The organism is Rhodanobacter sp. FW106-PBR-R2A-2-24 (assembly GCF_058789615.1).
Map to the genome: position 1 here is coordinate 1,729,465 of NZ_JBYTBV010000002.1, position 24,735 is coordinate 1,754,199.

Annotated in this window: 22 protein-coding genes, 1 tRNA gene and 1 pseudogene; 11 read left to right on the forward strand and 13 right to left on the reverse strand. The window is 69.3% G+C overall.

Annotation, left to right across the window (positions count from 1 at the left end):
* Nucleotides 1–181: 181 nt before the first annotated feature.
* From AC3WQA_RS09195 to AC3WQA_RS09210, 4 genes are all read right to left on the reverse strand, one after another.
* Complete coding sequence (locus AC3WQA_RS09195) at nucleotides 182–1,168, reverse strand: IS5 family transposase (RefSeq protein WP_492673891.1); 987 nt, start codon at nucleotides 1,166–1,168, stop codon at nucleotides 182–184.
* Nucleotides 1,169–1,226: 58 nt separating this feature from the next.
* Entirely contained in the window at nucleotides 1,227–1,526 is a 300-nt protein-coding gene (locus AC3WQA_RS09200; RefSeq protein WP_492674769.1) for a hypothetical protein, read from the reverse strand.
* A 39-nt stretch (nucleotides 1,527–1,565) separates the two neighbouring features.
* Complete coding sequence (rimK, locus tag AC3WQA_RS09205) at nucleotides 1,566–2,489, reverse strand: 30S ribosomal protein S6--L-glutamate ligase (RefSeq protein ID WP_492674770.1); 924 nt, start codon at nucleotides 2,487–2,489, stop codon at nucleotides 1,566–1,568.
* A gap of 65 nt (nucleotides 2,490–2,554) precedes the next feature.
* Nucleotides 2,555–2,628 (reverse strand) — tRNA-Gly (locus tag AC3WQA_RS09210).
* Between the two features lie 217 nt (nucleotides 2,629–2,845).
* On the opposite strand from AC3WQA_RS09210, the gene AC3WQA_RS09215 reads away from it, so the two are divergent.
* On the forward strand, nucleotides 2,846–5,110 hold the full coding sequence (locus AC3WQA_RS09215) for a DUF6600 domain-containing protein (RefSeq protein ID WP_492674771.1): 2,265 nt from the start codon (nucleotides 2,846–2,848) through the stop codon (nucleotides 5,108–5,110).
* A gap of 123 nt (nucleotides 5,111–5,233) precedes the next feature.
* On the forward strand, nucleotides 5,234–5,935 hold the full coding sequence (gene trmB, locus AC3WQA_RS09220) for a tRNA (guanosine(46)-N7)-methyltransferase TrmB (RefSeq protein WP_492674772.1): 702 nt from the start codon (nucleotides 5,234–5,236) through the stop codon (nucleotides 5,933–5,935).
* Between the two features lie 55 nt (nucleotides 5,936–5,990).
* On the opposite strand, the gene AC3WQA_RS09225 is transcribed toward trmB, so the two are convergent.
* Complete coding sequence (locus AC3WQA_RS09225; RefSeq protein ID WP_492674773.1) at nucleotides 5,991–6,653, reverse strand: NYN domain-containing protein; 663 nt, start codon at nucleotides 6,651–6,653, stop codon at nucleotides 5,991–5,993.
* A 133-nt stretch (nucleotides 6,654–6,786) separates the two neighbouring features.
* Between AC3WQA_RS09225 and AC3WQA_RS09230 the strand changes: the two genes are divergently transcribed.
* On the forward strand, nucleotides 6,787–7,836 hold the full coding sequence (locus AC3WQA_RS09230; RefSeq protein ID WP_492674774.1) for an aldo/keto reductase: 1,050 nt from the start codon (nucleotides 6,787–6,789) through the stop codon (nucleotides 7,834–7,836).
* Here AC3WQA_RS09230 and AC3WQA_RS09235 read toward each other — a convergent pair.
* The 4 genes and pseudogenes from AC3WQA_RS09235 to AC3WQA_RS09250 form a co-directional block, all read right to left on the reverse strand.
* Nucleotides 7,734–8,816 (reverse strand): TraB/GumN family protein, encoded by a 1,083-nt coding sequence (locus AC3WQA_RS09235; RefSeq protein WP_492674775.1) that lies wholly within the window; start codon nucleotides 8,814–8,816, stop codon nucleotides 7,734–7,736. The genes AC3WQA_RS09230 and AC3WQA_RS09235 overlap by 103 nt on opposite strands.
* Before the next feature lie 84 nt (nucleotides 8,817–8,900).
* Nucleotides 8,901–9,995 (reverse strand): TraB/GumN family protein, encoded by a 1,095-nt coding sequence (locus AC3WQA_RS09240; protein WP_492674776.1) that lies wholly within the window; start codon nucleotides 9,993–9,995, stop codon nucleotides 8,901–8,903.
* Between the two features lie 88 nt (nucleotides 9,996–10,083).
* Nucleotides 10,084–10,535: pseudogene (locus AC3WQA_RS09245) on the reverse strand (NADP-dependent isocitrate dehydrogenase); the annotation flags it as partial.
* Nucleotides 10,536–10,543: 8 nt separating this feature from the next.
* The gene (locus tag AC3WQA_RS09250) at nucleotides 10,544–11,470 is read right to left on the reverse strand and encodes a LysR family transcriptional regulator (RefSeq protein WP_492674777.1); all 927 of its coding nucleotides are present in this window, start codon (nucleotides 11,468–11,470) and stop codon (nucleotides 10,544–10,546) included.
* Between the two features lie 125 nt (nucleotides 11,471–11,595).
* Here AC3WQA_RS09250 and AC3WQA_RS09255 point away from each other — a divergent pair, with 125 nt between their 5' ends.
* Together AC3WQA_RS09255 and AC3WQA_RS09260 are read left to right on the forward strand one after the other, a co-directional pair.
* Nucleotides 11,596–12,300, forward strand: coding sequence for an SDR family NAD(P)-dependent oxidoreductase (locus AC3WQA_RS09255; protein ID WP_492674778.1), 705 nt, complete (start codon nucleotides 11,596–11,598; stop codon nucleotides 12,298–12,300).
* Between the two features lie 164 nt (nucleotides 12,301–12,464).
* On the forward strand, nucleotides 12,465–12,872 hold the full coding sequence (locus tag AC3WQA_RS09260; protein WP_492674779.1) for a hypothetical protein: 408 nt from the start codon (nucleotides 12,465–12,467) through the stop codon (nucleotides 12,870–12,872).
* A gap of 163 nt (nucleotides 12,873–13,035) precedes the next feature.
* On the opposite strand, the gene AC3WQA_RS09265 is transcribed toward AC3WQA_RS09260, so the two are convergent.
* Nucleotides 13,036–13,746, reverse strand: coding sequence for a zinc ribbon domain-containing protein (locus AC3WQA_RS09265; RefSeq protein ID WP_492674780.1), 711 nt, complete (start codon nucleotides 13,744–13,746; stop codon nucleotides 13,036–13,038).
* 152 nt (nucleotides 13,747–13,898) lie between these two features.
* Here AC3WQA_RS09265 and AC3WQA_RS09270 point away from each other — a divergent pair, with 152 nt between their 5' ends.
* Entirely contained in the window at nucleotides 13,899–14,132 is a 234-nt protein-coding gene (locus tag AC3WQA_RS09270; protein ID WP_492674781.1) for a hypothetical protein, read from the forward strand.
* Between the two features lie 76 nt (nucleotides 14,133–14,208).
* Here the strand turns inward: AC3WQA_RS09270 and AC3WQA_RS09275 are convergent, their stop codons facing one another.
* Entirely contained in the window at nucleotides 14,209–16,437 is a 2,229-nt protein-coding gene (locus AC3WQA_RS09275) for an NADP-dependent isocitrate dehydrogenase (protein ID WP_492674782.1), read from the reverse strand.
* A gap of 198 nt (nucleotides 16,438–16,635) precedes the next feature.
* Here AC3WQA_RS09275 and AC3WQA_RS09280 point away from each other — a divergent pair, with 198 nt between their 5' ends.
* Together AC3WQA_RS09280 and AC3WQA_RS09285 are read left to right on the forward strand one after the other, a co-directional pair.
* Nucleotides 16,636–18,627, forward strand: coding sequence for a bifunctional 2',3'-cyclic-nucleotide 2'-phosphodiesterase/3'-nucleotidase (locus AC3WQA_RS09280; RefSeq protein WP_492676339.1), 1,992 nt, complete (start codon nucleotides 16,636–16,638; stop codon nucleotides 18,625–18,627).
* A gap of 50 nt (nucleotides 18,628–18,677) precedes the next feature.
* The gene (locus AC3WQA_RS09285) at nucleotides 18,678–18,803 is read left to right on the forward strand and encodes a hypothetical protein (RefSeq protein ID WP_492674783.1); all 126 of its coding nucleotides are present in this window, start codon (nucleotides 18,678–18,680) and stop codon (nucleotides 18,801–18,803) included.
* 39 nt (nucleotides 18,804–18,842) lie between these two features.
* Here the strand turns inward: AC3WQA_RS09285 and AC3WQA_RS09290 are convergent, their stop codons facing one another.
* A complete protein-coding gene (locus tag AC3WQA_RS09290) occupies nucleotides 18,843–20,138 on the reverse strand; it encodes a cytochrome c (RefSeq protein WP_492674784.1) in 1,296 nt (431 codons plus the stop codon).
* Nucleotides 20,135–20,881: a c-type cytochrome gene (locus tag AC3WQA_RS09295; RefSeq protein ID WP_492674785.1), complete on the reverse strand. Its 747-nt coding sequence runs from the start codon at nucleotides 20,879–20,881 to the stop codon at nucleotides 20,135–20,137. The genes AC3WQA_RS09290 and AC3WQA_RS09295 overlap by 4 nt, the downstream gene beginning before the upstream one ends.
* A gap of 396 nt (nucleotides 20,882–21,277) precedes the next feature.
* On the opposite strand from AC3WQA_RS09295, the gene AC3WQA_RS09300 reads away from it, so the two are divergent.
* The 3 genes from AC3WQA_RS09300 to thrC are packed head-to-tail and all read left to right on the forward strand — an operon-like array spanning nucleotide 21,278 to nucleotide 24,728.
* Nucleotides 21,278–22,435, forward strand: coding sequence for a homoserine dehydrogenase family protein (locus AC3WQA_RS09300; RefSeq protein ID WP_492674786.1), 1,158 nt, complete (start codon nucleotides 21,278–21,280; stop codon nucleotides 22,433–22,435).
* A 26-nt stretch (nucleotides 22,436–22,461) separates the two neighbouring features.
* Nucleotides 22,462–23,421 (forward strand): homoserine kinase, encoded by a 960-nt coding sequence (locus AC3WQA_RS09305; protein WP_492676340.1) that lies wholly within the window; start codon nucleotides 22,462–22,464, stop codon nucleotides 23,419–23,421.
* Nucleotides 23,418–24,728 (forward strand): threonine synthase, encoded by a 1,311-nt coding sequence (gene thrC / locus AC3WQA_RS09310; protein ID WP_492674787.1) that lies wholly within the window; start codon nucleotides 23,418–23,420, stop codon nucleotides 24,726–24,728. The genes AC3WQA_RS09305 and thrC overlap by 4 nt, the downstream gene beginning before the upstream one ends.
* Nucleotides 24,729–24,735 lie beyond the last annotated feature (7 nt).

Consider the following 24,735-nt stretch of genomic DNA (forward strand, 5'->3'; position numbering starts at 1 on the left):
ACGCCCGTCCTCCGGCGGTTTCTAAGGATCGTCTGATTAACCACTGTCAGTGACGACGCCGGATTTTTCGTGGCGCGCGCAGCGTGGCGATGGTCGAGTGCACGCCCCTGCGCCGGTTCGCATGTGGTTTTTCACTCGCGGCTGCCTCCCTTGGCCGCTGTGGTGCGCTCTCCGGGCGCACCTACCCCACGGAAGCCAGCAGATGCTTGCGTGCCATCCACAGGTTGCCCAGCGCGAGCAGCGTCTTGACCTGGGCGGTGTTCTTGACCAGGCCCTTGTAGCGCACCTTCACATAGCCGAACTGGCGCTTGATGACCCGGAACGGGTGTTCCACCGCGGCACGGATCGAGGCCTTCGCGTGTTCCAGCTGCTCGGTAATTTCGCGCAGCTTGGTATCGTCGATGGCCTTCACCACGCTGCGCTTGGCCGCGATCCAGAACGTGCGCCCGCGCTTCACAGCCCGCTTCTCGGCGCCGGTGTAGCCCGCATCGCCGAACACATGCCGCTCCTTGCCGTGCAGCAGGTTCGGCACCTCGGTCACGTCAGCCACGTTCGCCGCCGTTCCCTTTACCGTGTGCACCAGGCCGCTTTCAGCATCGACGCCGATGTGCGCCTTCATGCCGAAGAACCACTGATTGCCCTTCTTGGTTTGGTGCATCTCCGGGTCGCGCGCCTTGACCTTGTTCTTCGTCGATGGCGCGGCCGCGATGATCGTGGCGTCCACGATCGTGCCTTGCGACAGCTTGAAGCCATGCCGTTTCAGGTGCTTGCCCACGGTCGCAAACAGTTGGTCGGCCAGCCCGTGCCGCTCCAACAGGTGGCGGAACTTGCACACCGTCGTCTCGTCCGGCGCCGATTCGCGGCCCAGGTCAATGCCCACAAACCGGCGCATCGCCGCCGAGTCGTACAGCGCCTCCTCCACCGCCGGGTCGGACAGCGCGTACCACTGCTGCAGAAAGTGGATGCGCAACATTCTTTCCAGGCCCACGCTCGGGCGGCCACCGCCGTCGGCACGCGGCTTGGGGTAGAACGGCTCGATCACCGCGCACAGCTCGGTCCACGGCACCACCTTGTCCATCTCGGCCAGGAACACGTCGCGGCGAGTCGTCTTGCGGTGGGCTTCGAAACCCGCATCGGACTGCGTGGCCAAGGTCAGCTGCTGAGGCATCGGTTACGCTCGGTGGGTGGCGGCTTCACTTCGACAGCGGGGCAAAATCGGAGTTTCCCTAATGCGCCACCGTCGCCGCGCCATCGGCCGCGTAATTCCGGCAGATGTGCGAACCGGTGACCACGTGGCAGGCGCCGCCCGCCGCCAGCACACCGTCGCCGGCAGGCAGCGCATCGGCCTGCGGATCAAACACCAGCACCTGGCGATCATGCCGTCCGATCGGCGCGCCGCCGGGCATGGCGTAACGCCAGCCGCGCATGGCCTGCAATGCCACCTGCTCGAAAACGCCGGTGGGCGATGCCGCCACCGGCTGAGCCTCCAGCAGCCCATGCACCATGCCGTTGATCTCACCGGCCAAGTGGCGAGGCCGATCCGGACCATCAACGAAGATTTCGTACTACATCTTTCGTAGCGTTCCGTGACGGCCGGCACCCGCCGTCGACCGTGCGCCAACCCGCACCTGCAGCAGCTCGATGATGGCGCCGGCCACATCCTCCCCCGTGGCCGCCTCGATGCCCTCCAGCCCCGGCGAAGCGTTCACCTCCAGCACCAGCGGGCCACGCGCGGAGCGCAGCAGGTCGACGCCAGCCACGCCCAGTCCCAGCGCTTCGGCGGCACGCACCGCGACACGGCCCTCTTCCTTGCTCAGGCGTACCGGCGCGGCGCTGCCCCCGCGGTGCAGGTTGGCGCGGAAATCGCCCGCGCCCGCTGTGCGCTGCATCGCCGCCACCACCTTGCCGCCCACCACGAAACAACGCAGGTCGCAGCCCTTGGCCTCGGCGATGAATTCCTGCACCAGGAAGTTGGCATACAGGCCGCGGAAGGCCTCGATCACGCTGCGCGAGGCGGCGTGTTTCTCGGCCAGCACCACGCCGGTGCCCTGGCTGCCCTCGTTCAACTTGATGACATGCGGCGGTTCACCGAGCAGCGCCATGAGATCCTCGGTGTCGTCCGGGTTGTCGCCGAACACGGTGACCGGCATGGCGATGTCCTGCGCGGCGAGGATCTGCAGACAGCGCAGCTTGTCGCGTGCGCGCAGCACCGCATCCGAACCGTTGGGCGTGTACACGCCGGCCATCTCCAATTGGCGCAGCACGGCGGTGCCGTAGAAGGTGCTTTGCGTGCCGATGCGTGGAATCACCGCGTCGATGTCGCGCACCGGCCGCCCCTTGTAGCGGATCGCCACGTCGCCCGGCGCGATGCGCACGTAGCAGCGCAGGGGGTCGAGCACGCGCACCACATGGCCGCGCGCACGCGCCGCCTCCACCAGGCGCCGGGTGGAATACAACCGTACGTTGCGCGAGAGGATGGCGATTTTCATGGCGGTGCCGTAGCGATGTCGATGCGATCGGAGGACGACAGCAACTGGCGTGGCCGCGCCATGCGTGGAGCGGGTGAAGGGAATCGAACCCTCGTCAGTAGCTTGGGAAGCTACAGCTCTGCCATTGAGCTACACCCGCATCGGCCGGCGGATGGTAACCCGGGAAGCGACCGGTGGGAATCGCCGCCACGTCCCGGAGCATGAACACCAGCCCGCTGCCGCGTGTCCGCCGGCTGAACCCGCAGCGCAGCAAACCCCCTGGCGGCCGTCATCGCGGCGCGCACCGTGCCCATAATCGAACCGAGGCCGCGCGACGCGCGGCAGCGTCGCGCTGCACCAGGAAACAGGAGACTCCGATGCGTGTGCTTGCACCCTTGCTTGCTTCATGGCGCCGCCACTGGCGGCCCTGCGCCGTACTGCTGTTGTGCGCCACCGCCGCGCTCGCGCAGGCGCAATCGACCGCCGGTGACACCACCGCGCCGCCCGACCGCGTGGCGCGGCTGTCCTACCTCAGCGGCAACCTCGGCCTGCTGCCAACTGGCAGCCAGACCTGGGCCGACGCCGACATCAACCGCCCGCTGACCACCGGCGACAAACTTGCCACCGGCAACGGCGCGCGCGCCGAGCTGGAGCTGGGCGGCGGCGTGCTGCGCATGGCCGGCAACACCGACTTCGGCCTGCTGAACCTGAACGACAACCTCGCCCAGGTGGAACTCACCCGCGGCACGGTGAATCTCAGCGTGCGCCACCTGGACCAGGGCCAGAGCTACGAGATCGATACGCCCACGCTGGCACTGGTGGTGACCCGACCCGGCAGCTACCGGGTGGACGTGGACAATGACGGCCAGGGCACGCGGGTGAGCGTGATGGATGGCCAGGCCACCGTCTACGGCGAGAACAACGCCAGCCGCGACGTGTTCGCCGGCCGCAGCTACCAGTTCAACGACGCCGGGCTGGGCGCATTGATGATTACCGACATCGGCGCCGGCGACGCCTTCGACGCCTGGAGCAGCCAGCGCGACCGACGCTATACGCAATCGGTCACGCGCCGCTACGTCTCCACCGACGTGGTGGGCTATCAGGATCTCGACCAGTACGGCCGCTGGCAAACCAGCAGCGAATATGGCGCGGTGTGGTACCCGAGCGCGATGCCCGCGGACTGGGCGCCCTACCGCACCGGCCACTGGGCCTGGATCGCGCCGTGGGGCTGGACCTGGGTGGACGACGCGCCATGGGGTTTCGCGCCCTACCACTACGGCCGTTGGGCCTTCGTCGGTGGCGCATGGGGCTGGATCCCCGGCCCGATCGTGGTGCGCCCGGTGTATGCCCCGGCGTTGGTGGCCTTCGTCGGCGGTGGCGGCTGGAGCGTCTCCATCGGCGTCGGCCCCGTGGGCTGGTTCCCGCTGGGCCCGGGCGAAATCTACAACCCCTGGTACCACTGCGACCGCCACTACTACCAGCGCGTGAACATCACCAACATCTACGTGCACAACACCTACAACCGCACCACGGTCATCAACAACATCGATCGCCACTACGCCGACTACCGCGACGGCCGCGTGCCGGCCGATCATCACTGGGCCAACCGCACCGCGCCGCACGGCTTCACGGCAGTACCGGGCCATGCCTTCGCCGACGGCCGGCATGTACAGCGCGACCTGCTGCGGATGGATCCGCACGAGATCGCGGTGGCGCCGGTAATGGCGCGCGGCGTGAACACACTGCGCCCGACCCCGCGCGCCATCGCGCCGCTGCGCGGCGAGCAGGCCCGTCCGCTGCCCACCGCCGACTTCCGCCGCAACGTGGTGGCGCGCACGCCGCCACCGACCGCACTGCCGGTGACGCACCCCGCCGGCGACACGGCCCCTCGCCCCATGCCGCGCGTGCAGGCGCCGTTCAACAACGTGCGCGTGTTGAACGCGCACGGCGGCCCGCGCATCGCGGACAGCGGTGAACCGGCACGCGAGCCAACACGCGAGCCGCCCATGGTGGATCGCACCGGTTCGGCGCGTGGCAACCTGCCGCGCACCGAGCCCGCGCCGGTCGACATGTCCCGTGTGCGTCAGCCCGAGCCCGTGCAAGCCGGCGCGTTGCCCTCATCCAGCTACGCTCATCCGCGCGGTGAGCCGCGCCGTCTACCCGCAGTGGCGCCCATCCGCAGCGTGGATGAACCCGCGCCGCGCGTCGGTGCGGGCGACCTCCGCGACCCCGGGAGCCGCCACGCAGTGGCGCCGCCACGTCCCGCCGACAACAACCCGCCGCAGCCGCCGCGTTTTGAACGTGCGCCGGCCGACGCACCGCCATATCGTCGCGAACCGGCCTACCAGCCGCCGCGCTACGAACCGCCGCGCCCCGTCGAACAACCCGCGCAAACGCGCAACGACCGGGCGCCCCGCGACGAGCCCCCGCGCGAACCGGCCTACCAGCCACCGCGCCAGGAACCCCCGCGCCAGAACTACCAGCCGCCGCGCGAGCCCAGCTATCAGCCGCCCCGCTACGAGCCGCCGCGCCCCAGCTTTCAGCCACCGCGGGAGGCGCCGCGGCCGGCCGAATCGGCCCAGCACCGCGCCGAACCGCCGCGCCACGAGCCTTCGCGCAAGGACGACCAACAGCAGCACTGAAGCACCGCCCACGCCAACGCAAGCCGCACGAGAAACCCGCCACGCGCGGGTTTTTCGTGCGCGGTGCAACGCCGCACGCCGCTACAATGGACGATTGCCGATCGCGCCCCCGGCCGCGCTGCCATGACCCACGACGACACCCCGCCCCCCGACCACCTGCGCCGCATCCGCAGCTTCGTGCTGCGCGAGGGCCGCATGACGCCCGCCCAGCAGCGCGCCTTCGAGGAGCACTGGGCCCGCTTCGGCATCGACTACAGCGGAAACCGGCAGGATTTCCCCGCCCGCTTCGGCCGCGCCGCGCCGCTGGTGCTGGAGATCGGCTTCGGCAACGGCGAGGCGCTGGCCTTCGCCAGCGAGCACGACGGCGCGCGCGACTACCTTGGCGTGGAAGTGCACGGCCCCGGCGTGGGCCGCTTGATGAACACCCTGGCCGCGCACGACGCGCGCAACGTGCGTCTGTACAGGCACGACGCGGTGGAGGTGCTGGCGCACGAGATCGCGCCGGACACGCTCGCCGAGGCGCGCATCTGGTTCCCCGACCCCTGGCACAAGAAGCGCCACCACAAGCGCCGCATCATCCAGCCCGAGTTCGTCGCCCTGCTCGCCTCGCGCATGGCACCGGGCGGCCTGCTGCACCTGGCCACCGACTGGCAGCCCTACGCCGAGCACATGCTGGAGGTGATGGAAGCCGCGCCCGCCTGGCGCAATGCGGTGGCGCCCGGCCAGTACGCCGACCAGCCCGCATGGCGCATCGAAACCCACTTCGAGCGGCGCGGGCTGCGCCTCGGCCACGGCGTGTGGGATCTGCTCTACCGCCGAACCTGACCGCGCTTCGTAGGAGCCCGCTCGCGGGCGATCACTTTTTGCGAAAAACGCCGCGTCAAAACGGCCGTGGGCACACCGACTGCAAGCCGTCGATATGCTCGTGCAGGTCGCTGGCGATGCCCTGCCACATCGGGTCGAGGATGAAATCGATGCCTTCGCGCCGCGCCAGCTTCGCCGCCGGAATGAAATCCGCATCGCCGGCCACCAGCACGATCTGATCCACCTGCTGCTTGTGCGCCAGCGCGGCGATGTCGATGCCGATTTTCATGTCGACCTGGGTCTGCCGCATGTCCGGCTCATAATGGTCGTCGCGCAGCTCGTCCCACTTCAGGCTGCCGTCGCGCAGCTGCTGCAGGGTCTGGTGCTTCAGCTTCCACTCACCGCGTTCGGCCAGCCGGCCCAGGCGCAGCGCCATCTTGCGCTGGCGGCGCAGCTGGTCGTGCAGCTCGCGGCGGAACGCGGCGGCGCCGCTCTTGCCGAAATCCGCGCTCTCGCCGCTCACCGGGCGCACGAAGATCCTGTCCAGCGGCGGGCAGTCGTAGAAGAAGATGCGGTACAGCGATTCGCGCGGGCGATCCAGCGCCTTCAGGTGTTCCAGCGCCATGCCGAACACGGTCTTGGCCACGGTGCGTGCGTCGCTGGCGTCGCGCTCGCCCCATACCTTGCGGTAGCGGGCAAGGAAAAAAGCGCCGTCGACGAGGATGGCGGTGCGCTGCATAGGAAATCCTCATGGTGTCGCGATGATTTATGCCGCGCATTGTAGCGGATGCCCCGGCGCGGCCTGACCCGCCTCATGGCGCCAGCACACCGCATCGCGCCATCATCGGGGCCCCATCCCGCAGGAGATTCCCATGCCGCTGCGTCCCCTTGGCCGTTCCCCGCTCGCCATCGCGCCGCTGGTCTTCGGCGCCAACGTCTTCGGCTGGAGCGTGAGCGAGCGGCGTGCATTCGAGCTGCTCGATGCCTTCGTCGACGGTGGCGGCAACCTCGTCGACACCGCCGACGTCTACCCGGCCTGGGTGCCGGGCAATCGCGGCGGCGAATCGGAGACCCTGATCGGCCGCTGGCTGCAGCAAGGCGGCAAGCGCGAGCGCGTGCTGCTCGCCAGCAAGGTCGGCAAGTGGGATCGCCGCAGCGGCCTGCGACCCATCAACATCCGCGTCGCACTGGACGACTCGCTGCGCCGCCTGCATACCGACCACCTCGATCTCTACTTCGCCCACGAGGACGATGCCAGCGTGCCGATGGCCGACATCCTCGGCGAATTCGCGCGGCTGATCGAAGCCGGCAAGCTGCGTGCCATCGGCGCCTCCAACTTTCGCGCCGGCCGCCTCGAAACCGCGCTGGCGGTGGCGCGCGAGCACGGCCTGCCGCGCTACGAATGCCTGCAACCCGAATACAGCCTGGTGGCGCGCGCCGCCTACGAGGCCGAGCTCGAACCGCTGGCGCGCCGGGAAGGCCTGGGCGTGATTTGCTACTACGCGCTGGCCAGCGGCTTTCTCAGCGGCAAATACCGCTGCGCCGCCGACCTTGCCAAGAGCGCCGCGCGCGGCCGTGCGGCACAGCGCCACCTGAACCCGCGCGGCCTGGCCGTGCTGGCCGCGCTGGATGAAGTGGCTGCCGCGCAGCACGCCACACCCGTACAGGTGGCGCTGGCCTGGCTGATGGCCCGCCCCGGCGTCACCGCGCCCATCGCCAGCGCGACCAGCGTGGCGCAGCTTGAGGAATTGCTGGGCGCACTGCGGCTCACGCTGCCCACCGAAGCGATCGAACGGCTCGACCGCGCCAGCGCCGCGCCTCAGCGCGCGAGTGCTCCCGTGGTGCTGCCGGCCGGGCTGGGCGCGGTGCTGGACGCTGGCGCCGGTTCGTCGTCCAGCTCGCTGGGCGAGGCCACCGAGTAGCCCTGCGCCTTGAGCTTGGCGAGATAGCCGGTGGGCGAGAGCAGCTCGCCCATCGGCAGCAGTGCCAGCGTGCTGCGGTTTTTCGCCAGCGCCGCGTCGGCGGCTGTCAGCCAGCCCTGCTCCACCTTGGCCGGCACGTTGTCGAGGCCTTGCTGGCGCGCGAGGTCGGAACCGTCGAAGGCGTCGGTGCAGGCGTCGCTGTGGTGCTCGCGGCGCAGGGCCGTCAGCGTGTCGATATCGCCAGTGGCCCAGGCATTGGCCGCCGCCTGCATGTGCGGCAGGTCGTGCTCGATGCGATCCATGGTCTGCACCAGACAGGCGGTGTCGTCCATGCTGCCGTGGCGGAAGGTCGTGAGCGCCTGCTTCGGATCATCGATGGTGAACTTGAAACTGGTGCTCACCTGCGGGATGCCGTGCTGCTTGGCGAGCTTGCGCATCCGCTTGCCGGCGATGTCGTCGTCGCTGAGGCCAGCCTGTTTCACCGCGGCCTCGTACAGTTCGCCGGCCGCAAAGATCGGCCGGAACTTCTCCACCCCGTTGTCGTGACCGAGATAACGCGCCTTCAAGACCAGCCAGCGCGCGTACACCGGTGGCGGCAGGACATCCACCAGTTTCTTGTCGTCGGGGTTCTTGCGAATGCCGATCAGGCGCGGCAAGAGCAACAGGTGACTGAAGAAACCACCCTTCGCGTTCACCTCGATGGCCGGCGGCAAGAGCAGCGCCTGCGCGGCCAGCTCGGTGGCCTCCACCTGTTGCGCTTGCCACTGCATCTTCTTCGGCAGCGGCGACTGCGTGCCGAGTATCCACAGCACGTGATCGCCCTTGCTTACCCTCCACAGCCCCGGCCCCGGCAACTCGCCGCTGACCACCACGGCGGGCAGGGTCTTCGCCGCCGTGGCCGCAGGTGCGGGCACGGTTTGCGCGAGGGCCGGCAGGTTCATCAGGCCGAGCATCGCGGCCATCCACACTCGCTTGTGCATCCTTTCATCCTTGCTCGTTGATGGCGACATGGGGCCGCCGGGCCTGCTTCGGACAGGCCGTCGGCGGCAAAGTTCAGCGCGGCATCATGGCGTATCAGCCGCAGCGGGCGCGCTGCCGGAGGAAGCGGCGGGCGCGTCGTCGTCCAGCCCGATCGGCGCTTCCACGGCATAGCCCTGCGCCTTGAGCGCGGCGAGGTAGCCGTTGGGCGAGAGCAGCTCGTCCATCGGCAGCATGGCAAAGCTCACCGTGTCGCTCGCCAGCGCCTGCTTCGCAGCCGCCAGCCAGCTGGCCCGCAGCTGCGCCGGCACGTCGGCCAGGCCCAGTTGCCGGGCAAAGCCCGCGCTGGCGAGCGCGGTGACGCAGGCATCGCGACGGTGGCTGTCCGGCAGCGTGCGCAGCGCGTCCAGGTCGCCGGTGGCCCAGGCGTTCGCGCGCGCGGTCATCGCCGGCAGGTCGTGCTCGATGGCATCCAGCGTGGCGCCGAAGCATTCCATGTCGCTGGGCGCACCGGCCTTGAACGCCTTGATCGCGGCACCGGGATGCTTGATCTCCACGCGGTACTCCACCGGCGTTTCCGGCACGCCATCGGCCTTGGCCAGCGCCGCCACCGTGCCCGGCACGCCGCCGTTGTTGCTCAGCCCGTTCGCACGCAAGGCCTTCTTGTACAAGTCTTGCGCGGCGAACAGCGGGCGCCAGCGCTCGACACCGCGATCCTCGCCCGGATACTTCTGCCTGAGCGCCAGCCAGCGCGCATGGGTCGACGCATCCATCACCTGATCCAGCGTCTTGCCGTCCGGGTTCTTGCGCGCGCTGTACGCGCTGGGTAGCAAGAACAGCTTGCCGAAGAAGCCGACGTCCGCATGCAGCGTGATCTTCGGCGCCAACAGCACCTGCCTGGACTGCGCCAGCACCTGCGCCACCTCGCGCGACTCCCACTGGATCCTGCCCGGCAGCGGCGACAGCGTGCCCAGCACCCAAAGCACGTGATCGTCCTTGCTCACCTTCCACAGGCCGGGGCCAGGGACGACGCCGCTGACCACCACCGGGGCAAGTAGCGGGACGTTGGCGGGAACGGGCGGGGGCGGCGTGGTGCCGGCGGTGCTCTGCGCGTGGGTGACCTGGCTCGTGGCGGGCAGTAGCGCCAGAGCGGCAGAAATCAGGGCTGAGCGCAGGTGCATGGCAGGCGCAAACTTGGCGGGCTGTGGCAAGAGTCGCCATAGTTGCGGGCGACGCGGGAACGGGGGTTGAATGCGCTGCGGCGTCCGTCGCAGCGCCGACGAGAGCCATATCCGGGTGGTAATGCCCCTTGATGTCGACGCTCTTGCCCTGGCGCCATTGAGCTCACCGACGAACTTCGCCTCGCTCTCCGCCAATGCCTTCGCCAGCGGCGCGAACTTCGCCTGCAGCTCCGCATCCCCGTCCTGCGTGGTCAGCGCCTGCGCCCAGTACAGCGCGAGGTGGTAGTGGCTGCCACGGTTGTCGAGTTCGCCAACGTTGCGGGCGGGGAATTTGTCGTGGTCGAGGATCTGGCCCTTGGCCTGATCCCGCATCTTCGCCAGCGCCGCGGCGCGCTTGTTGGGATAGTGCTCGGCGAGGTGTTCGAGCAAGGCGGCCAGCGCGAGGAACCCGCCCAGCGAATCCCGGCGCAGGTAGTTCTCTTCGAGGAACTGCTGCACGTTCTTGGGCGTGCTGCCGCCGGCGAAAAATTCACTCTGCCCCCTGTTCCTTATTGCGTCTGTTCGCGGCAGCTCGCCCGCACCAGCCCACGCAGCCAGCGGTGCGCCGGGTCGGCGTCGAGACGTGGGTGCCACATCTGCGAAACCGCGATCGGCATGGTTCGGATCGGCAGCGGAAAACTCGCGACGTTCGCCGGGCTGGCTGGCGAACATGCCGCCTGTGTCGCATCGAAGAAGGATGCGGTCACCAGCGCCACGAGGTCAGAGGCGCTGGCGACGGCGAGCGCGGCCCGGAACCCCGGCAGCACCGCCACCACTCTGCGCGTCAGGCCCAGCTCGGCGAGCGCCGCGTCCACCGGGCCATCTGCGCGGCCCCGGCGCGAGGCGACGATATGCCCGCAGGCTGCGTAATGCGCGGCGGTGAGCTGGCCCGGTTCGAGCAGGGGATGGCCACACCGCACCACGCCCACGTAGCGGTCGCGGAAGAGGCCTTGCATCCGCACTTCTGGCCCCGATTCGCCGAGCACGCCGATCTCAAGATCCACCAGTCCCTCCCGCAGCATGCGCACGTCCTTGTCCGGCTTGGGCGCAAAACGCAGCCGCACCTGCGTCGCCGCGGTGGCGACCGCCGCGACCAGCCGCGCCGCGAAAATTTCCACGAAGCTTTCGTTGGCACGTATCGTGAAGCATCGCTGCAACGTGGCGGGATCGAAGCCGCTTGCTGCCGGGCGCAACACTGCGCGGGTATCGCGGGCCAAGTGATGCACGCGCTCGCGCAGCGCCACGGCATGCGGCGTAGCCACCATGGCGCGGCCAGCGCGAACCAGCAGCGGATCGCCGGTAGCCGCGCGCAAGCGAGCGAGCGTCCGGCTCATCGCCGACGCACTCAGTCCCAGCCGACGCGCGGCGCCGGCCACGCTGCCCTCGGCGAGCAGGGCATCCAGTGCGGTCAGCAGGTTCAGGTCGGCGTCGGACATGGGACGAGGAAGTTTGCCTGGCATGGCGCGGGATGCAGGTATGGAATGCGGCGGACGCAGCTTCCGCACCAGCGCGGCATCGCTATGCTGACCGCCGATGCACATGCCGCTATCGGAGATTGTAGATGCCAGCTTCCGCCCCGAACAAAAACCTGCTGCTGATCGGCGCGTCGCGCGGGCTGGGCCTGGCGCTTGCGGAGGCCTACCTCAAGCGCGGCTGGAACGTCGTCGCCACCGAGCGCAGCGCAAGCTCGTCCGGTTTGCGCGGATTGGCACAGGCCAGCGGCGGGCGGCTTGAGATCGAGAACGTCGACATCAACCATCCGGATCAGGTGGATGCGCTGGGCGCGCGGCTCGCGTCACGGATGTTCGACATGCTGTTCGTCAATGCCGGCGTCGCGAACGCCGACCACGAAACGATTGCCGATGTGCCGACCGAGGAATTCGTGCGCGTGATGGTCACCAACGCATTGAGCCCGCTGCGCGTCATCGAGGCCTTGCAGGATCGCGTGCTGCCGGCCGGCACGATCGCCATCATGTCGTCCGGGCAGGGCAGCGTTGCCAACAACGAGCGCGGCGGCCACGAGGTGTATCGCAGCAGCAAGGCCGCGCTCAACATGTTCATGCGCAGCTACGCCGCTCGCCATGCTGGCGATGCCAGAACGTTGCTGCTGTTGGCGCCTGGCTGGGTGCGCACCGACCTGGGCGGCCCTGATGCGCGCCTCGGCATCGACGAGAGCATTCCGAAGCTGGTGGACACCATCGAGGCGCAGTCGGGCAAGCCGGGGCTGCAGTACCTCGATTACCTGGGGCGACGCGTGCCGTGGTGATCGCGCGGGCCATGGTGACGATCCCCATACGGGTAGGCGTCGAGTCCAGAATTGCGCCACGGCGCCGGCGGCATGACCTGTGGTACGTCTTTGCCCTTTCCTAACGAAGGCGGATGCATAGTCGGGCAACTGCGGCTCGCGCCGCGCCGTTCGGGAGTCGTGCCATGACGAAGCACCGTATGCGTGGATTGCCGGTACTGTTGCTGGCGTTTGCCTTGCCGCTCGCCGCGTCGGCGGCGGACGCGAACGGCGCGGCAGCGAAGCAGATCGCTACCGCCAGCGCGCATGCCGGCATGGCGCTGGGCGCGACGGATCTCGCCACGGCGCATGCGCATCTGCATCACGTGGTGAACTGCCTGGTCGGGCCGTCCGGCAAGGGCTTCGACGCCAAGGCGGCGAATCCCTGCAAGGGCCTGGGCCAGGGCGCCATCGTCGACGCCAAGGGCGATGCTGCCGTCGAGGCCCATCTGCATGCCGCGCTGGATCAGGCCGAGCAGGGGCTGAAGACCACCACGCTGGATGTCGCGCACGCCGATGCGAAAAAGGCGATGGAGACGTTGCAGGCGAAGTGATGCGAGCACCGCACGTCAGCGGCGGGGCAATACGGCTTGCCAGCTTGAAGCCTCGTTTCACCACGACAGGTGATCCTGCCCCCCTTGTTTCTGCCCGACAAGGCGATCAGGGGACTCGAAAGTCCACTCTGACCCCTGTTCCCCCTATTTCCCGCCAGCGAGACTACTGCTCGCCGGCCTCCTTCTTTTGCTCCAAGACGAGGGCCATCATGGAGGTGAGCCCCTCGTCACTTAGCTCGTGGGCCGATTCGCCCGCGCTGCGAAGGAAGGCGTTCACATCTTGCGGCGTGATGTGTCCGTTCCATGCGACATACATTTTCGTCACCACTTCAAGAGTCTGTAGTTTCACAGCCTCACTCGCATCCGCCTGCCCGCGAGCCTCAATGACATTCATAAGTTGGTAGGCGATGCCCTTAGGTGGAACGTCGTAACCGTGAACACGGAAGACAAAGGTTGCCTTCGCCGTCTCCACCAGAAAGTGACTGGAAGGTGCTTTCCCACCTTGTACCAAACTAATTTCGTTACAAATATCTTCCATGTCCGTTCCGGTTGTCCCTGAGACGTCCGGCAATCGCACGTCGCTCAGTAAACAGTTCGGCAGTGGTGTCGCGTCGTCGATGACCTTCGCGATCTCCGCTGTCGGAGCCGAGGCACTTGCCGTATGGCCCTTGTCGTCAGATCCACCAAAGAAAAGGGGGCCGCACACGATCACAAACAAAACCAACCCCATAACTGCGGCTACCGGGTTCGCTGCCTTTTTGGGCTTAGCGGCAGCGGCCGGAGGTCCAGGACTTATGGGATGACCGCAACTCGGGCAGGCTTTTGCCGTATCGCTGACCTTCGATCCGCATTCAGGGCATTCAATTAACGCCACACAACATCTCCGAAGTTAGCGGTCAACCTGAGCGCAAGACGTGTCAGGTTAAATGATTATAGACGCGCTACCGGTTTGGCTCTCTCGCGTCTGGTGTGGGTGACACGCAGCCGATCTTGCGGTAGCCACCCCGCAGCAGGCAGGCTGGCACGATGGAAACGCTCTTCACCCAAGCCCCCGGGCTCGCCGCGCCGTGGCGCGTCATCCACGTCGACTTCCAGCAAGCCGAAGGCCGCATCGTGTTCACGGCAGAGAACACAGCCAAGCGGCTGGCGTGCCCGGCCTGCGGCGCTGTCGACCAACCCATCCACGACCACTTGCAGCGCCGCTGGCAACACCTGAACTTCTTTCAGAGAAACAGGGGTCAGAGTCGACTTTCGGCATGACGAACATCACGCAAGACGCAAGCGGGGCGCCAAAAGGCGCCCCGCTTTGTTTCACGTCGATGTGCGATGCCTCGACTTACTTCAACCCTTCCAGCACTGCATTGAACGTGGCGCTCGGCCGCATCGCCTTGGTCACCAGCCCCATGTCCGGGTGGTAGTAGCCCTTGATGTCCACGCTCTTGCCCTGCGCGCCATTCAACTCACCAACGATGGTCGCCTCGTTCTCGGCCAGCGCCTTGGCCAGCGGGGCGAACTTCGTCTTGAGCGCGGCATCCTCGTCCTGCGCGGCCAGTGCCTGTGCCCAGTACAGGGCGAGGTAGTAGTGGCTGCCGCGGTTGTCGAGTTCGCCGACCTTGCGGGCGGGCGAGCGGTCGTTGTCCAGCACCTTGCCGTTGGCTTCGTCCAGCGTCTTCGCCAGCACCTTCACCCGCGCTTCGCCGGTCTTGTCGCCGACGAACTCCAACGAGGCCTGCAAGGCGAGGAATTCGCCGAGCGAATCCCAGCGCAGGTAATCCTCTTCGAGGAACTGCTGCACGTGCTTGGGCGCGGAGCCGCCGGCGCCGGTTTCGAACAGGCCGCCGCCGGCCATCAGCGGCACGATGGAGAGCATCTTGGCGGACGTGCCCAGCTCCATGATCGGGAACAGGTCGGTGAGGTAGTCGCGCAGCACGTTGCCGGTGACCGAGATGGTGTCCTCGCCCCGGCGGATGCGCTCCAGCGAGAACTTGGTGGCGGCCACCGGATCGAGGAGGCGGATGTCCAGGCCCGTGGTGTCGTGGTCCTTGAGATAACGCTCCACTTTCTTCGCGATCTCGCGGTCGTGGGCGCGCTGCGGGTCGAGCCAGAACACGGCAGGCGTGTTCGACAGGCGCGCGCGGCTGACGGCGAGCTTCACCCAGTCCGCCACCGGGGCATCCTTGGTCTGGCAGGCGCGCCAGATGTCGCCGGCTTCGACCTCGTGCTGCAGCAGCACCTTGCCGGCCTCGTCGATGACCTTGACCACGCCGTCGGCGGCGATCTGGAAGGTCTTGTCGTGCGAGCCGTATTCCTCGGCCGCCTGCGCCATCAGGCCCACGTTGGGCACGCTGCCCATGGTGGCCGGATCGAACGCGCCGTGCGCCTTGCAATCGGCGAGGGTGGCGGCGTAGACGCCGGCGTAGCTGCGGTCGGGGATGATCGCCTTGCAGTCCTGGCGTTCGCCCTGGGCGTTCCACATCTTGCCCGAGTCGCGGATCATCGCCGGCATCGAGGCGTCGATGATGATGTCGCTGGGCACGTGCAGGTTGGTGATGCCCTTGTCGGAGTTGACCATGGCGAGGGCCGGGCGCCGGGCGTACTCTGCGGCCATGTCGGCGGTGATCTCGGCCTGCAGCGCGTTGGGCAGGGAGGGCAGGCGCGCGTACAGGTCGCCGATGCCGTTGTTCGGGTTGAAGCCGGCCTGCTTCAGCGCGTCGGCGTGCTTGCCCAGCACGTCCCGGTAGAACTCGCCCACGGCGATGCCGAACATGATGGGGTCGGACACCTTCATCATGGTGGCCTTGAGGTGCAGCGAGAACAGCACGCCATGGGCCTTGGCGTCGGCGATCTGCGCGTCGATGAAGGCGGCCAGCGCGCGACGCGACATCACCGCGCCATCAAGGATCTCGCCAGCCTTCAGCGCCACCTTTTCCTTCAGGACCTTGCTCGAGCCGTCCTTGCCGAACCATTCGATCCTGACCGAGGTCGGTGCCTCCACCACTACGGATTGCTCGCTGCCGTAGAAATCGCCGCCGTCCATGTGCGCCACGTGGGTCTGCGAATCCGCGCTCCACGCGCCCATCTTGTGCGGGTGCTTGCGCGCGTAGTTCTTCACCGAGAGCGGCGCGCGGCGGTCGGAGTTGCCCTCGCGCAGCACCGGATTCACCGCGCTGCCCTTGACCTTGTCGTAGCGCGCGCGGGTGTCCTTCTCGGCGTCGGTAGACGGCGCGTCCGGGTAATCCGGCAGCGCATAACCCTGCGCCTGCAACTCCTTGATCGCGGCCTTGAGCTGCGGCACCGAGGCGGAGATGTTGGGCAGCTTGATGATGTTGGCGTCCGGCGTCAGCGTGAGCTTGCCCAGCTCGGCCAGGTGGTCGCCGACGCGCTGGTGCTCCGGCAGCGCGGCGGGGAACTGCGCCAGGATGCGCCCGGCCAGCGAGATGTCGCGCGTCTCCACCGCGATGCCGGCGGTGGCGGCGAAGGCCTGCACGATGGGCAGCAGCGAAGCGGTGGCGAGGAAGGGCGCCTCGTCGGTGAGGGTGTAGATGATCTTGGGCGTATCGGACATGGCGGGCTCTCGGGATCGACAAGGGGCAACGCGCCATTGTCGCGGTTTCGGCCCGCCGCGCAAATGACGTGGGTGCGTGGGATATGCCGGGACACGCGCCTGGCCGCCCCCATGGTCTGCGTCCATGCACCGTGTCGAACCGCACAGCCAGCGCGATCTGCTAGCTTGGCGGCCTTCCTCGCCGCCCTTGCCCACGCCATGCACGCCTCGCGCCTGTCGCCTCTCCTGCTCGCCGCCCTGCTCGCCGGTTGCGCCCGGCAACCCGTGCATGCGCCCGCCCTGCCCGACGGCACGCGCGCCACGGTGGCGATCCTGGAAACCACCGACCTCCACACCAACATCCTCGGCTACGACTACTACAAGCAGAAGGCCGACCCCACGCTGGGCTTCGAACGCACGGCCACGCTGATCGCGCGGGCGCGCGCCGAGTATCCGAACAACTTCCTGTTCGACAGCGGCGACACCATCCAGGGCACGGTGCTGGCGGACTGGCAGGCGCAGGTGCAACAGCCGGGCTGTGCCGTCGAACTGGCGATCTATCGCGCGATGGACGCGGTGGGCTACGACGGCGGCACCATCGGCAACCACGAATTCAACTACGGCCTGGGCTATCTCTCGCAGGTCACCGGCACGCCGATGAACGTGGATGGCGGCACGCAGCAGCGCTGTGCCGGCCCGCATTTCCCGCTGGTGCTGGCGAACGTGGACAGCACGCGTGATGCCAAGCCCATCTATCCGCCGTGGACGATGGTGGAGAAGACCATCGCCGTCACCCTGCCCGACGGCCAGACGCGGCACGTGCCGCTGCACGTCGCCATCATCGGCTTCACCCCGCCGCCCATCCTGGCGTGGGACCGGCACAACCTCGCCGGCAAGGTGACGGTGCAAGGCATGGTGGAGGCGGCCAGGCACTACCTGCCGCAGATCGAGGCCGCACATCCCGATCTGGTGGTGGCGCTGGTGCACGGCGGCCTGAACACGGCGCCCTACACGCCGCAGATGGAGAACGCCGGCTGGCACGTCGCCGGTGTGCCCGGCATCGACGTGCTGCTGCTCGGCCATGCGCACGAAACCTTCCCCGGGCCGTTCTACGCGCACATGCAGGACGTGGATGCCGTGCGCGGCTTCGTGCGCGGCGTGCCCGCGGTGATGGCCGGCTTCGCCGGCAAGGATCTCGGCGTGGTGCAGCTCGCGCTGGATCGCGTGGCGGGCCGCTGGACGGTCGACCAGGCCGACACGCACAGTGCGGCACGACCGATCTGCGCCAAGAGCGGCGACGCCACCAGCTGCGTACCGCCCGATGCCGCCATCGCGCCGCTGGTGGCCAAGGTGCAGGCCGCCGCCGTGGCCTACGTCAACACGCCGCTCGGCGAAAGCCGCGTGCGTTTGTCCAGCTACTTCACCGACGAGGGCGACATGCGCGCGCTCGCCGTGGTCAACGCCGCGCAGCGTGACTACGTGCGCGCCGAACTGCCGCGCCTGCACCCGGAGCTGGCCGACGTGCCGGTACTCGCCGCTGCGGCCGCCTTCCGCACCGGCTTCGGCGGCGCGGACGACTACACCGACGTGGCCGCCGGCACGCTCACCCTGCGCGACGCGGCGGATCTCTACTTCTACCCGAACACGCTAGCCGCCGTGCTGACCGACGGCGCCGGGATCAAGGCCTGGCTGGAGGAATCCGCCAAGCGTTTCCGCCGCATCGACCCGGCGCAGCGGGCGCCACAGGAACTCATCGACACTCACTTCCCCGGCTTCAATTTCGACCAGTTGCAGGGTGGCATCCATTACGTCATCGACATATCGAAACCCGCCGGCCAGCGCATCGTGGCGCTGACTTTCGACGGCAAGCCGGTGCGACCCGGGCAGCGTTTCATCGTGGCCACCAACAACTACCGCGCCAGCGGCGGCGGCAACTTTCCCGGCCTGGACGGCCAGCACATCGTGCTCGCCGCGCCCGACGGCACGCGCACGATCCTGGCGCGCTGGATCGCGCAACACCACACGATCACCACCGCCGACCTGCCCGCACGCTCCTGGCGTTTCGCACCGCTGAAAACCGCTGGCCCGGTGCTGTTCACCTCGGCCAGCGGCAAGGCCGCCATCGCGCACGCCGACGGCCTGGACAGCATCCGTGAAGTGAAGGATCACGGCGACGGCACGGCGACCTACGCCATCGACCTGTCGCGTTGAGCACGACCACGGCATCGACGAACGCGACACCGGAGGGATGAGGCCTCTATGTGACCGACCTGCAAGAGGCGGCAGCGGTGCCAGACGACGACCACGAACAGCGCCGCAACGCGAATGACGACCTGGCACCGCTGACCGCCTCGCCCGCTCACTTCGGGTACGAAGATCGTCTTTAGCGGCGTGTCGAAACCACCCGATCCGCCAGGGTCACGCGGCTAATCCACCGGCGTATGCCGCAGCCGGCCGACGTCGGCGGGCAGCACGGCACCGGCGTGGTTGCCGAAGGATTGGCGGATGTAGCTGACCACCATGGCCACCTCCTCGTCGCTCAGCTGCTGCGCGAAGGGCGGCATCGAATACGGCTCGGGGTTGCCGACGGTGGCGGGCGCGAAGCCGCCCAGCAGCACGCTGCGCACGGCGTTGATGCCGGAGGGTTCGGTCACCGTGCTGTTGCCGGCCAGCGGCGGATAGACGCCGGGCACGCCCTCGCCCTGCTTGCCGTGGCAATCGGCGCAGCGCTTGGCATAGAGCTGGTCGCCGGCGGCGAGGCCCACCCCGCTCACGTGCAGCACGGGTGGGGTGGCCACCGGGGCGTGCGACGGCAACGATTGCAGATAGACGGCCATGGCCGCGAGGTCGGCATCGCTCAGGTGCTGGGTACTGTGGCGCACCACGTCGGCCATCGGGCCGAAGGCCGCGCCCTTGGCCGACTGCCCGGTCTTGAGCAGGTCGACGATGTCCTGGTTGCTCCAGCCGGCGAGGCCGCCGCCCGGCGCCGTGCTGAGGTCGGGAGCATACCAGCCCTGCGCGGGAATCTGGCCACCGGCGAGGCGCTGGTCGCTGTCCATCGCACCCAGCGCGTTGCGCGTGGTGTGGCACTCGTTGCAGTGGCCCAGCCCCTGCACCAGGTAGGCACCACGGTTCCACTGCGCCGACTTCGACGCATCGGCCTGGTACACGCCGGGCTTGAAGTACAGCGCTTGCCAGCCGCGCAGGCCGCCGCGCACGTTGTAGGGGAAGGGCAGCTCCGGCGCGCGCGCGGGCTGGCTCACCGGCGGCAGGGATTTCAGGTAGGCGAAGATCGCCTGCGCATCCTCGCGGGTGACCTTGGTGAACGAGGTGTAGGAGAACACCGGGTATAGCGGTTCGCCGTGGCGACCCTGGCCCTCGTGCAGGGCGCGCCAGAAATCCTCGAAGCTCCACTGGCCCAGGCCGGTGGCGGCATCGGGCGTGAGGTTGGGCGCGGTGACGTCGCCGAAGGGCGTGGTCAGCGCGCGGCCGCCGGCATAAGGCTGGCCGCCGCGTTCGGTGTGACAGGCGGCGCAATCGCCGGCGGTGGCGAGGTATTGGCCGCGCGCGATCAGCGCGGAATCGCCGAGCCTGGCCGCCTCGGCCGTGCGCTGCGCCGGCGAGGGTTCATGCACGCGGCCAGGCAGGAACAGCCACGCGCCCAGCGCTGCCACCAGCAGTACCAGCACGATCGCGATGCCACGCCACCATCCACGCTTCATGGGTTCACTCCGTGCTTGCCGATCACGCACCAGCCCGGCAGGGGTTCGGTCTGCGCCTTGGCCGGCAAGGGGCGCAGGTCAGCCGGCGGCGCCTGGCCGGCCAGCCAGGCGGCCACCGCGGTGACGTCGTCGTCGGTCATGCGGTTGGCCACCACCACCATGCAACCGGGGCCGTCGCTGGAACGTCGATGCTTGCGCCACGCCGCGAGCTGGGCGTCGATGTAGGCGTAGGAGAGGCCCGCCAGGCCGGGCATCATCGGCTCCACGCCGGTCAGCGTGTCGCCGTGGCAACTCTGGCAGGAAGGGATGCCGCGGCTGGCGTCGCCGTGATGCACCAGCTGCTCGCCGCGCGCGAGCGCCGCCGCCGGCAGCGCCGGCACTGGCGCGGGATGGAAGGGCACCCGCTGCGAGGCGAACCAGTCGGCGATCTGCCGCAGATAGGCTGGGCTGAGCTGGCGCACCACGTATTCCATCGGTGCGTGGTGGCGCTGGCCGTCCTGGAAGGCTTCGAGCTGCTGGAACAGGTAGCCAGCCGGCTTGCCGGCCAGGCGCGGCACCGTGTCGTTGCCGGGCAGGCCTTCGCCGTGCGCACCATGACAACTGGCGCAGGCCGCCACGCGCTGCTGCATGGGGTCGACGGCGGGCGCCGTGGATGCTGGCGCCGCACTGGCCGCGGCGGTGGCGAACACGAACAAGGCGGCGGCCGCACGGGTCGGCGCGCGCAGGGAAAGCGAGGAGTGCATTCCTGCCATTTTAGCGCCGCACCCTTCAATCGCTGCCTTTTGTCGCACCGCCGCGACAACCTGCCGCAGGTCGAAGGTCGCCAACAGCTGACGCCATTGGTTGCAATTGCACCTGTTGACTGCAGCGCAACATAGGCCGTATGGTCGAACCATGTCGCCGATTTCCGCCCGCGCCCGCATGCCCCGCCACCCGGTTTTCGCCGGGCGCATGCCGACGCGCGCCGGCGGCACCGCCACCCGCTCCATCACGACTATTACCACCGGTACCGGTACCACCGGCAACGGGTGGACGTTCGTGTGCGAGTAGGTTGAACACGCAACGGCCCGCCCTCGACGAGGCGGGCCGGCCCATACCGACACGCCAGCGAGGACGGGCCTCCCAACGGAGAGCCCATCGTGAACGTCTGTGTCGCACCGCCCGCCGAAATCCCCGAAGCCTGCTCGCTCACACGCTACGTGGCGCCGCCGGCCGCCACCCGGCGCCGCACGCTGGCGGTGGGCCTGATCGGCCCCGGCCGGGTCGGCAGCGCGCTGCTCGCCCAGCTGCGCCAGGCGCAGGGTCGACTGGCGCGCGACCACGCGCTGGAGCTCAAGCTCTGCGGCGTGGTGGCGCGCCAGCGGATGTGGCTGGATTGCGACGACGACGAACTGAACGGCCGCCAGGGCGGCGCCCAGGTATGGCGACCCAATGATCTGGATGCCTTCGCCGCCCACGTGCGCGGCAACGACGGCCGCCACGCGCTGCTGGTCGATTGCAGCGCCAGCGCGGACGTGGTGGCGCATTACCCGCGCTGGCTGGCCGCCGGCCTGCACCTGGTGACGCCGAACAAGCTCGCCGCCAGCGGCCCGCTGGCGCACTGGCGGGCGATTCGCGAAGCCTGCGCCGGCGGCGCGCGCTACCGCTACGAGGCCACCGTCTGCGCCGGCCTGCCGGTGGTGCAGACGCTGCGCGACCTGCTCGACACCGGCGACGAGCTGCTCAGCGTGCACGGCATGTTCTCCGGCACGCTGGCCTGGCTGTGCAACCGCCACGACGGCCAGCAGCCGTTCTCCGCGCTGGTGCGCGAAGCGCATGCGCTGGGCTATACCGAGCCCGATCCGCGCGCAGACCTCTCCGGCCTGGACGTGGCACGCAAGCTGGTGATCCTCGCCCGCGAAGCCGGCTGGCCGCTGTCGCTGGAACAGGTGGCGGTGGAGAGCCTGGTGCCGGACGCGCTGGCCACGCTGCCGCTGGAGGACTTCATGCAGCACATGGACGCGCTGGACGCGCCGCTGGCCGCGAAGCTGGCCGAGGCGCACGCGCAAGGCGGCGTGCTGCGCCACGTCGCCAAGCTCGACCACCACGGCCGCGCCAGCGTGCGCCTGTGCGTGCTGCCGCGCACGCACGCCTTCGCGCACACCCGGCTCACCGACAACATCGTGCAGTTCCACACGCACCGCTACCGCGACAACCCGCTGCAGGTGCAAGGCCCCGGCGCCGGCCCGGACGTCACCGCGGCCGGCGTGTTCGCCGATCTGCTGCGCATCGCCGAATCGCTGGAGTGCCGCGCATGACTGCCGCTACCCTTGGCCGCGCCGCCATGCACAGCACACCCCGCCATCCGCCGCGCGACCGCGCCGCCGCCTTCGCCCCCGCCTGCGTGGGCAACGTGGGCGTGGGCTTCGACATCCTCGGCCACAGCATGGCCGGCGCCGGTGACCGCGCCGAAGTGCGCCGCATCGCCGAACCCGTCGTACGCATCGCCGCGATCCATGGCGGCCCCGAGTTGCCGCTGGAAGCCCCCCGCAACACCGCCGGCGCGGCCCTGCTCGCGCTGCGCGCGGCACTGGCGCTGCCGTTCGGCTTCGAGCTGATCCTGCACAAGGGCATCGCGCTGGGCTCGGGCATGGCCGGCTCGGCCGCTTCCTGCGTGGCCGCGCTGGTGGCCGCCAACGCGCTGCTGGAGGCGCCGCTGCCGGTCGCGGCGCTGTACGGCTTTGCGATGGACGGCGAGGCGGTGGCCAGCGGCGGCCGCCACGGCGACAACGTCGGCCCGCAGCTGGTGGGCGGGCTGGCGCTGTCCACGCACGACCGCCTGCTGCGCATCCCGGTGCCCGCCGCCTGGCATTGCGCCCTGGTGCATCCGCACGTCGTGCTGGAGACGCGCCGCTCGCGTGCCGCGCTGGCCGGCGCCTACGAGCTGCGCGAGTTCGTGGCGCAGAGCGCCAACCTCTCGCTGCTGCTGGCCGGCTGCTTCCGTGGCGATGCCGCGCTGGTGCGCGCGGGCCTCAAGGACGTGCTGGTGGAACCGCGCCGCGCGCCGCTGGTGCCCGGCTTCGCCCGCGTGCAGCAGGCCGCGCTCGACCACCACGCGCTGGGCGCCAGCATTTCCGGCGGCGGGCCCAGCGTGTTCGGCTGGTTCGAGCAGCGTGCCGAGGCGGCGGCCGCCGCCACCGCGATGCAGGCGGCGTTTGCCGAAGCCGGCCTGGCCAGCGACGCCTTCGTGGCGCCGATCGATGGGCCGGCGGCGGCGTTGCTCGACGACGAGGTACCGGCATGAGCGCGGCGCTGCGTTACCTAAGCACGCGCGCCAACGCACCCGCCGCCAGCTTGAGCCAGGCCATCGCCGCCGGTCTCGCGCCGGATGGCGGCCTGTACGTACCCGAACGCCTGCCGCGGCTCGATCCCGCCGGCTTCGACCCGCACGGCACGCTGGCCGATACCGCCGCCGCCCTGCTCGCGCCGTTCTTCGCCGGCGACGCGCTGGCCGCCGAACTGCCTGCGATCTGCGCCGAATCGCTGGATTTCCCGGTACCGCTGCGCGCCCTGCCCTATCCCGATGCGCAGCTGCTGGAGCTGTTCCACGGCCCCACCGCCGCATTCAAGGACGTCGGCGCGCGCTTCCTCGCCGCCTGCCTGCGCCGCGTGCCGCGCGCGGATACGCGGCCACTCACCATCCTGGTCGCCACCTCGGGCGACACCGGCGCGGCGGTGGGCGCAGCCTTCCACCACCAGCCGAACCTGCGCGTGGCCATCCTCTACCCCGACGGCCTCGTCTCGCCGCGCCAGGCACACCAGCTCGGCAGCTTCGGCGACAACGTGCGCGCGCTGCGCGTGGCCGGCCGCTTCGACGATTGCCAGCGCATGGTGAAGGCGGCCTTGAACGATGCCGAGCTGCAGCAGGCCGTGCCGCTGTCCTCGGCCAACAGCATCAGCCTCGGTCGCCTGCTGCCGCAGATGAGCTATTACGCGCATGCCGCGCTGGGCTTCTGGCGCGCACACGGTGATGCGCTCAACGTCATCGTGCCGTCGGGCAATCTCGGCAACGCGCTGGCCTGCCTGTGGGTGCGCGCCATGGGCCTGCCGGTGGGCGAAGTGCGGCTGGCCTGCAACGCCAACGCCACCGTGCCCGCGTTCTTCGCCGGCGGCGACTACGCCCCGCGCGAGGCCGTGGCCACGCTGGCCAACGCCATGGACGTGGGCGCGCCCAGCAACTTCGAGCGGGCACGCTGGACCTTCGGCAGCGACGAGGCGCTGCGCGCCGCGCTGCACGCACACAGCGTGGACGACGCCGGCATCCGCCGCACCATCGCCACCCACGCCCGCGCGCACGGCGAGGTGTTCTGCCCGCACACCGCCACCGCCATGCACGTGCTCGACCGTCTGCGCGAAGGCGGCGACACGCGGCCCTGGGCCGTGGTCGCCACCGCCCACCCGGCGAAGTTCGAGCAGGTGGTGGAACCGCTCATCGGGCGCCCCATCGCGGTGCCACCGGCGCTCGCCGCGATGCTCGAGCGCTCCGCCCAGGCCGAGCCGCTGGTGGCCAGCGACGACGCGCTCGCGCGCTGGCTGCGCGCGCCGGCGTGACCCGCCG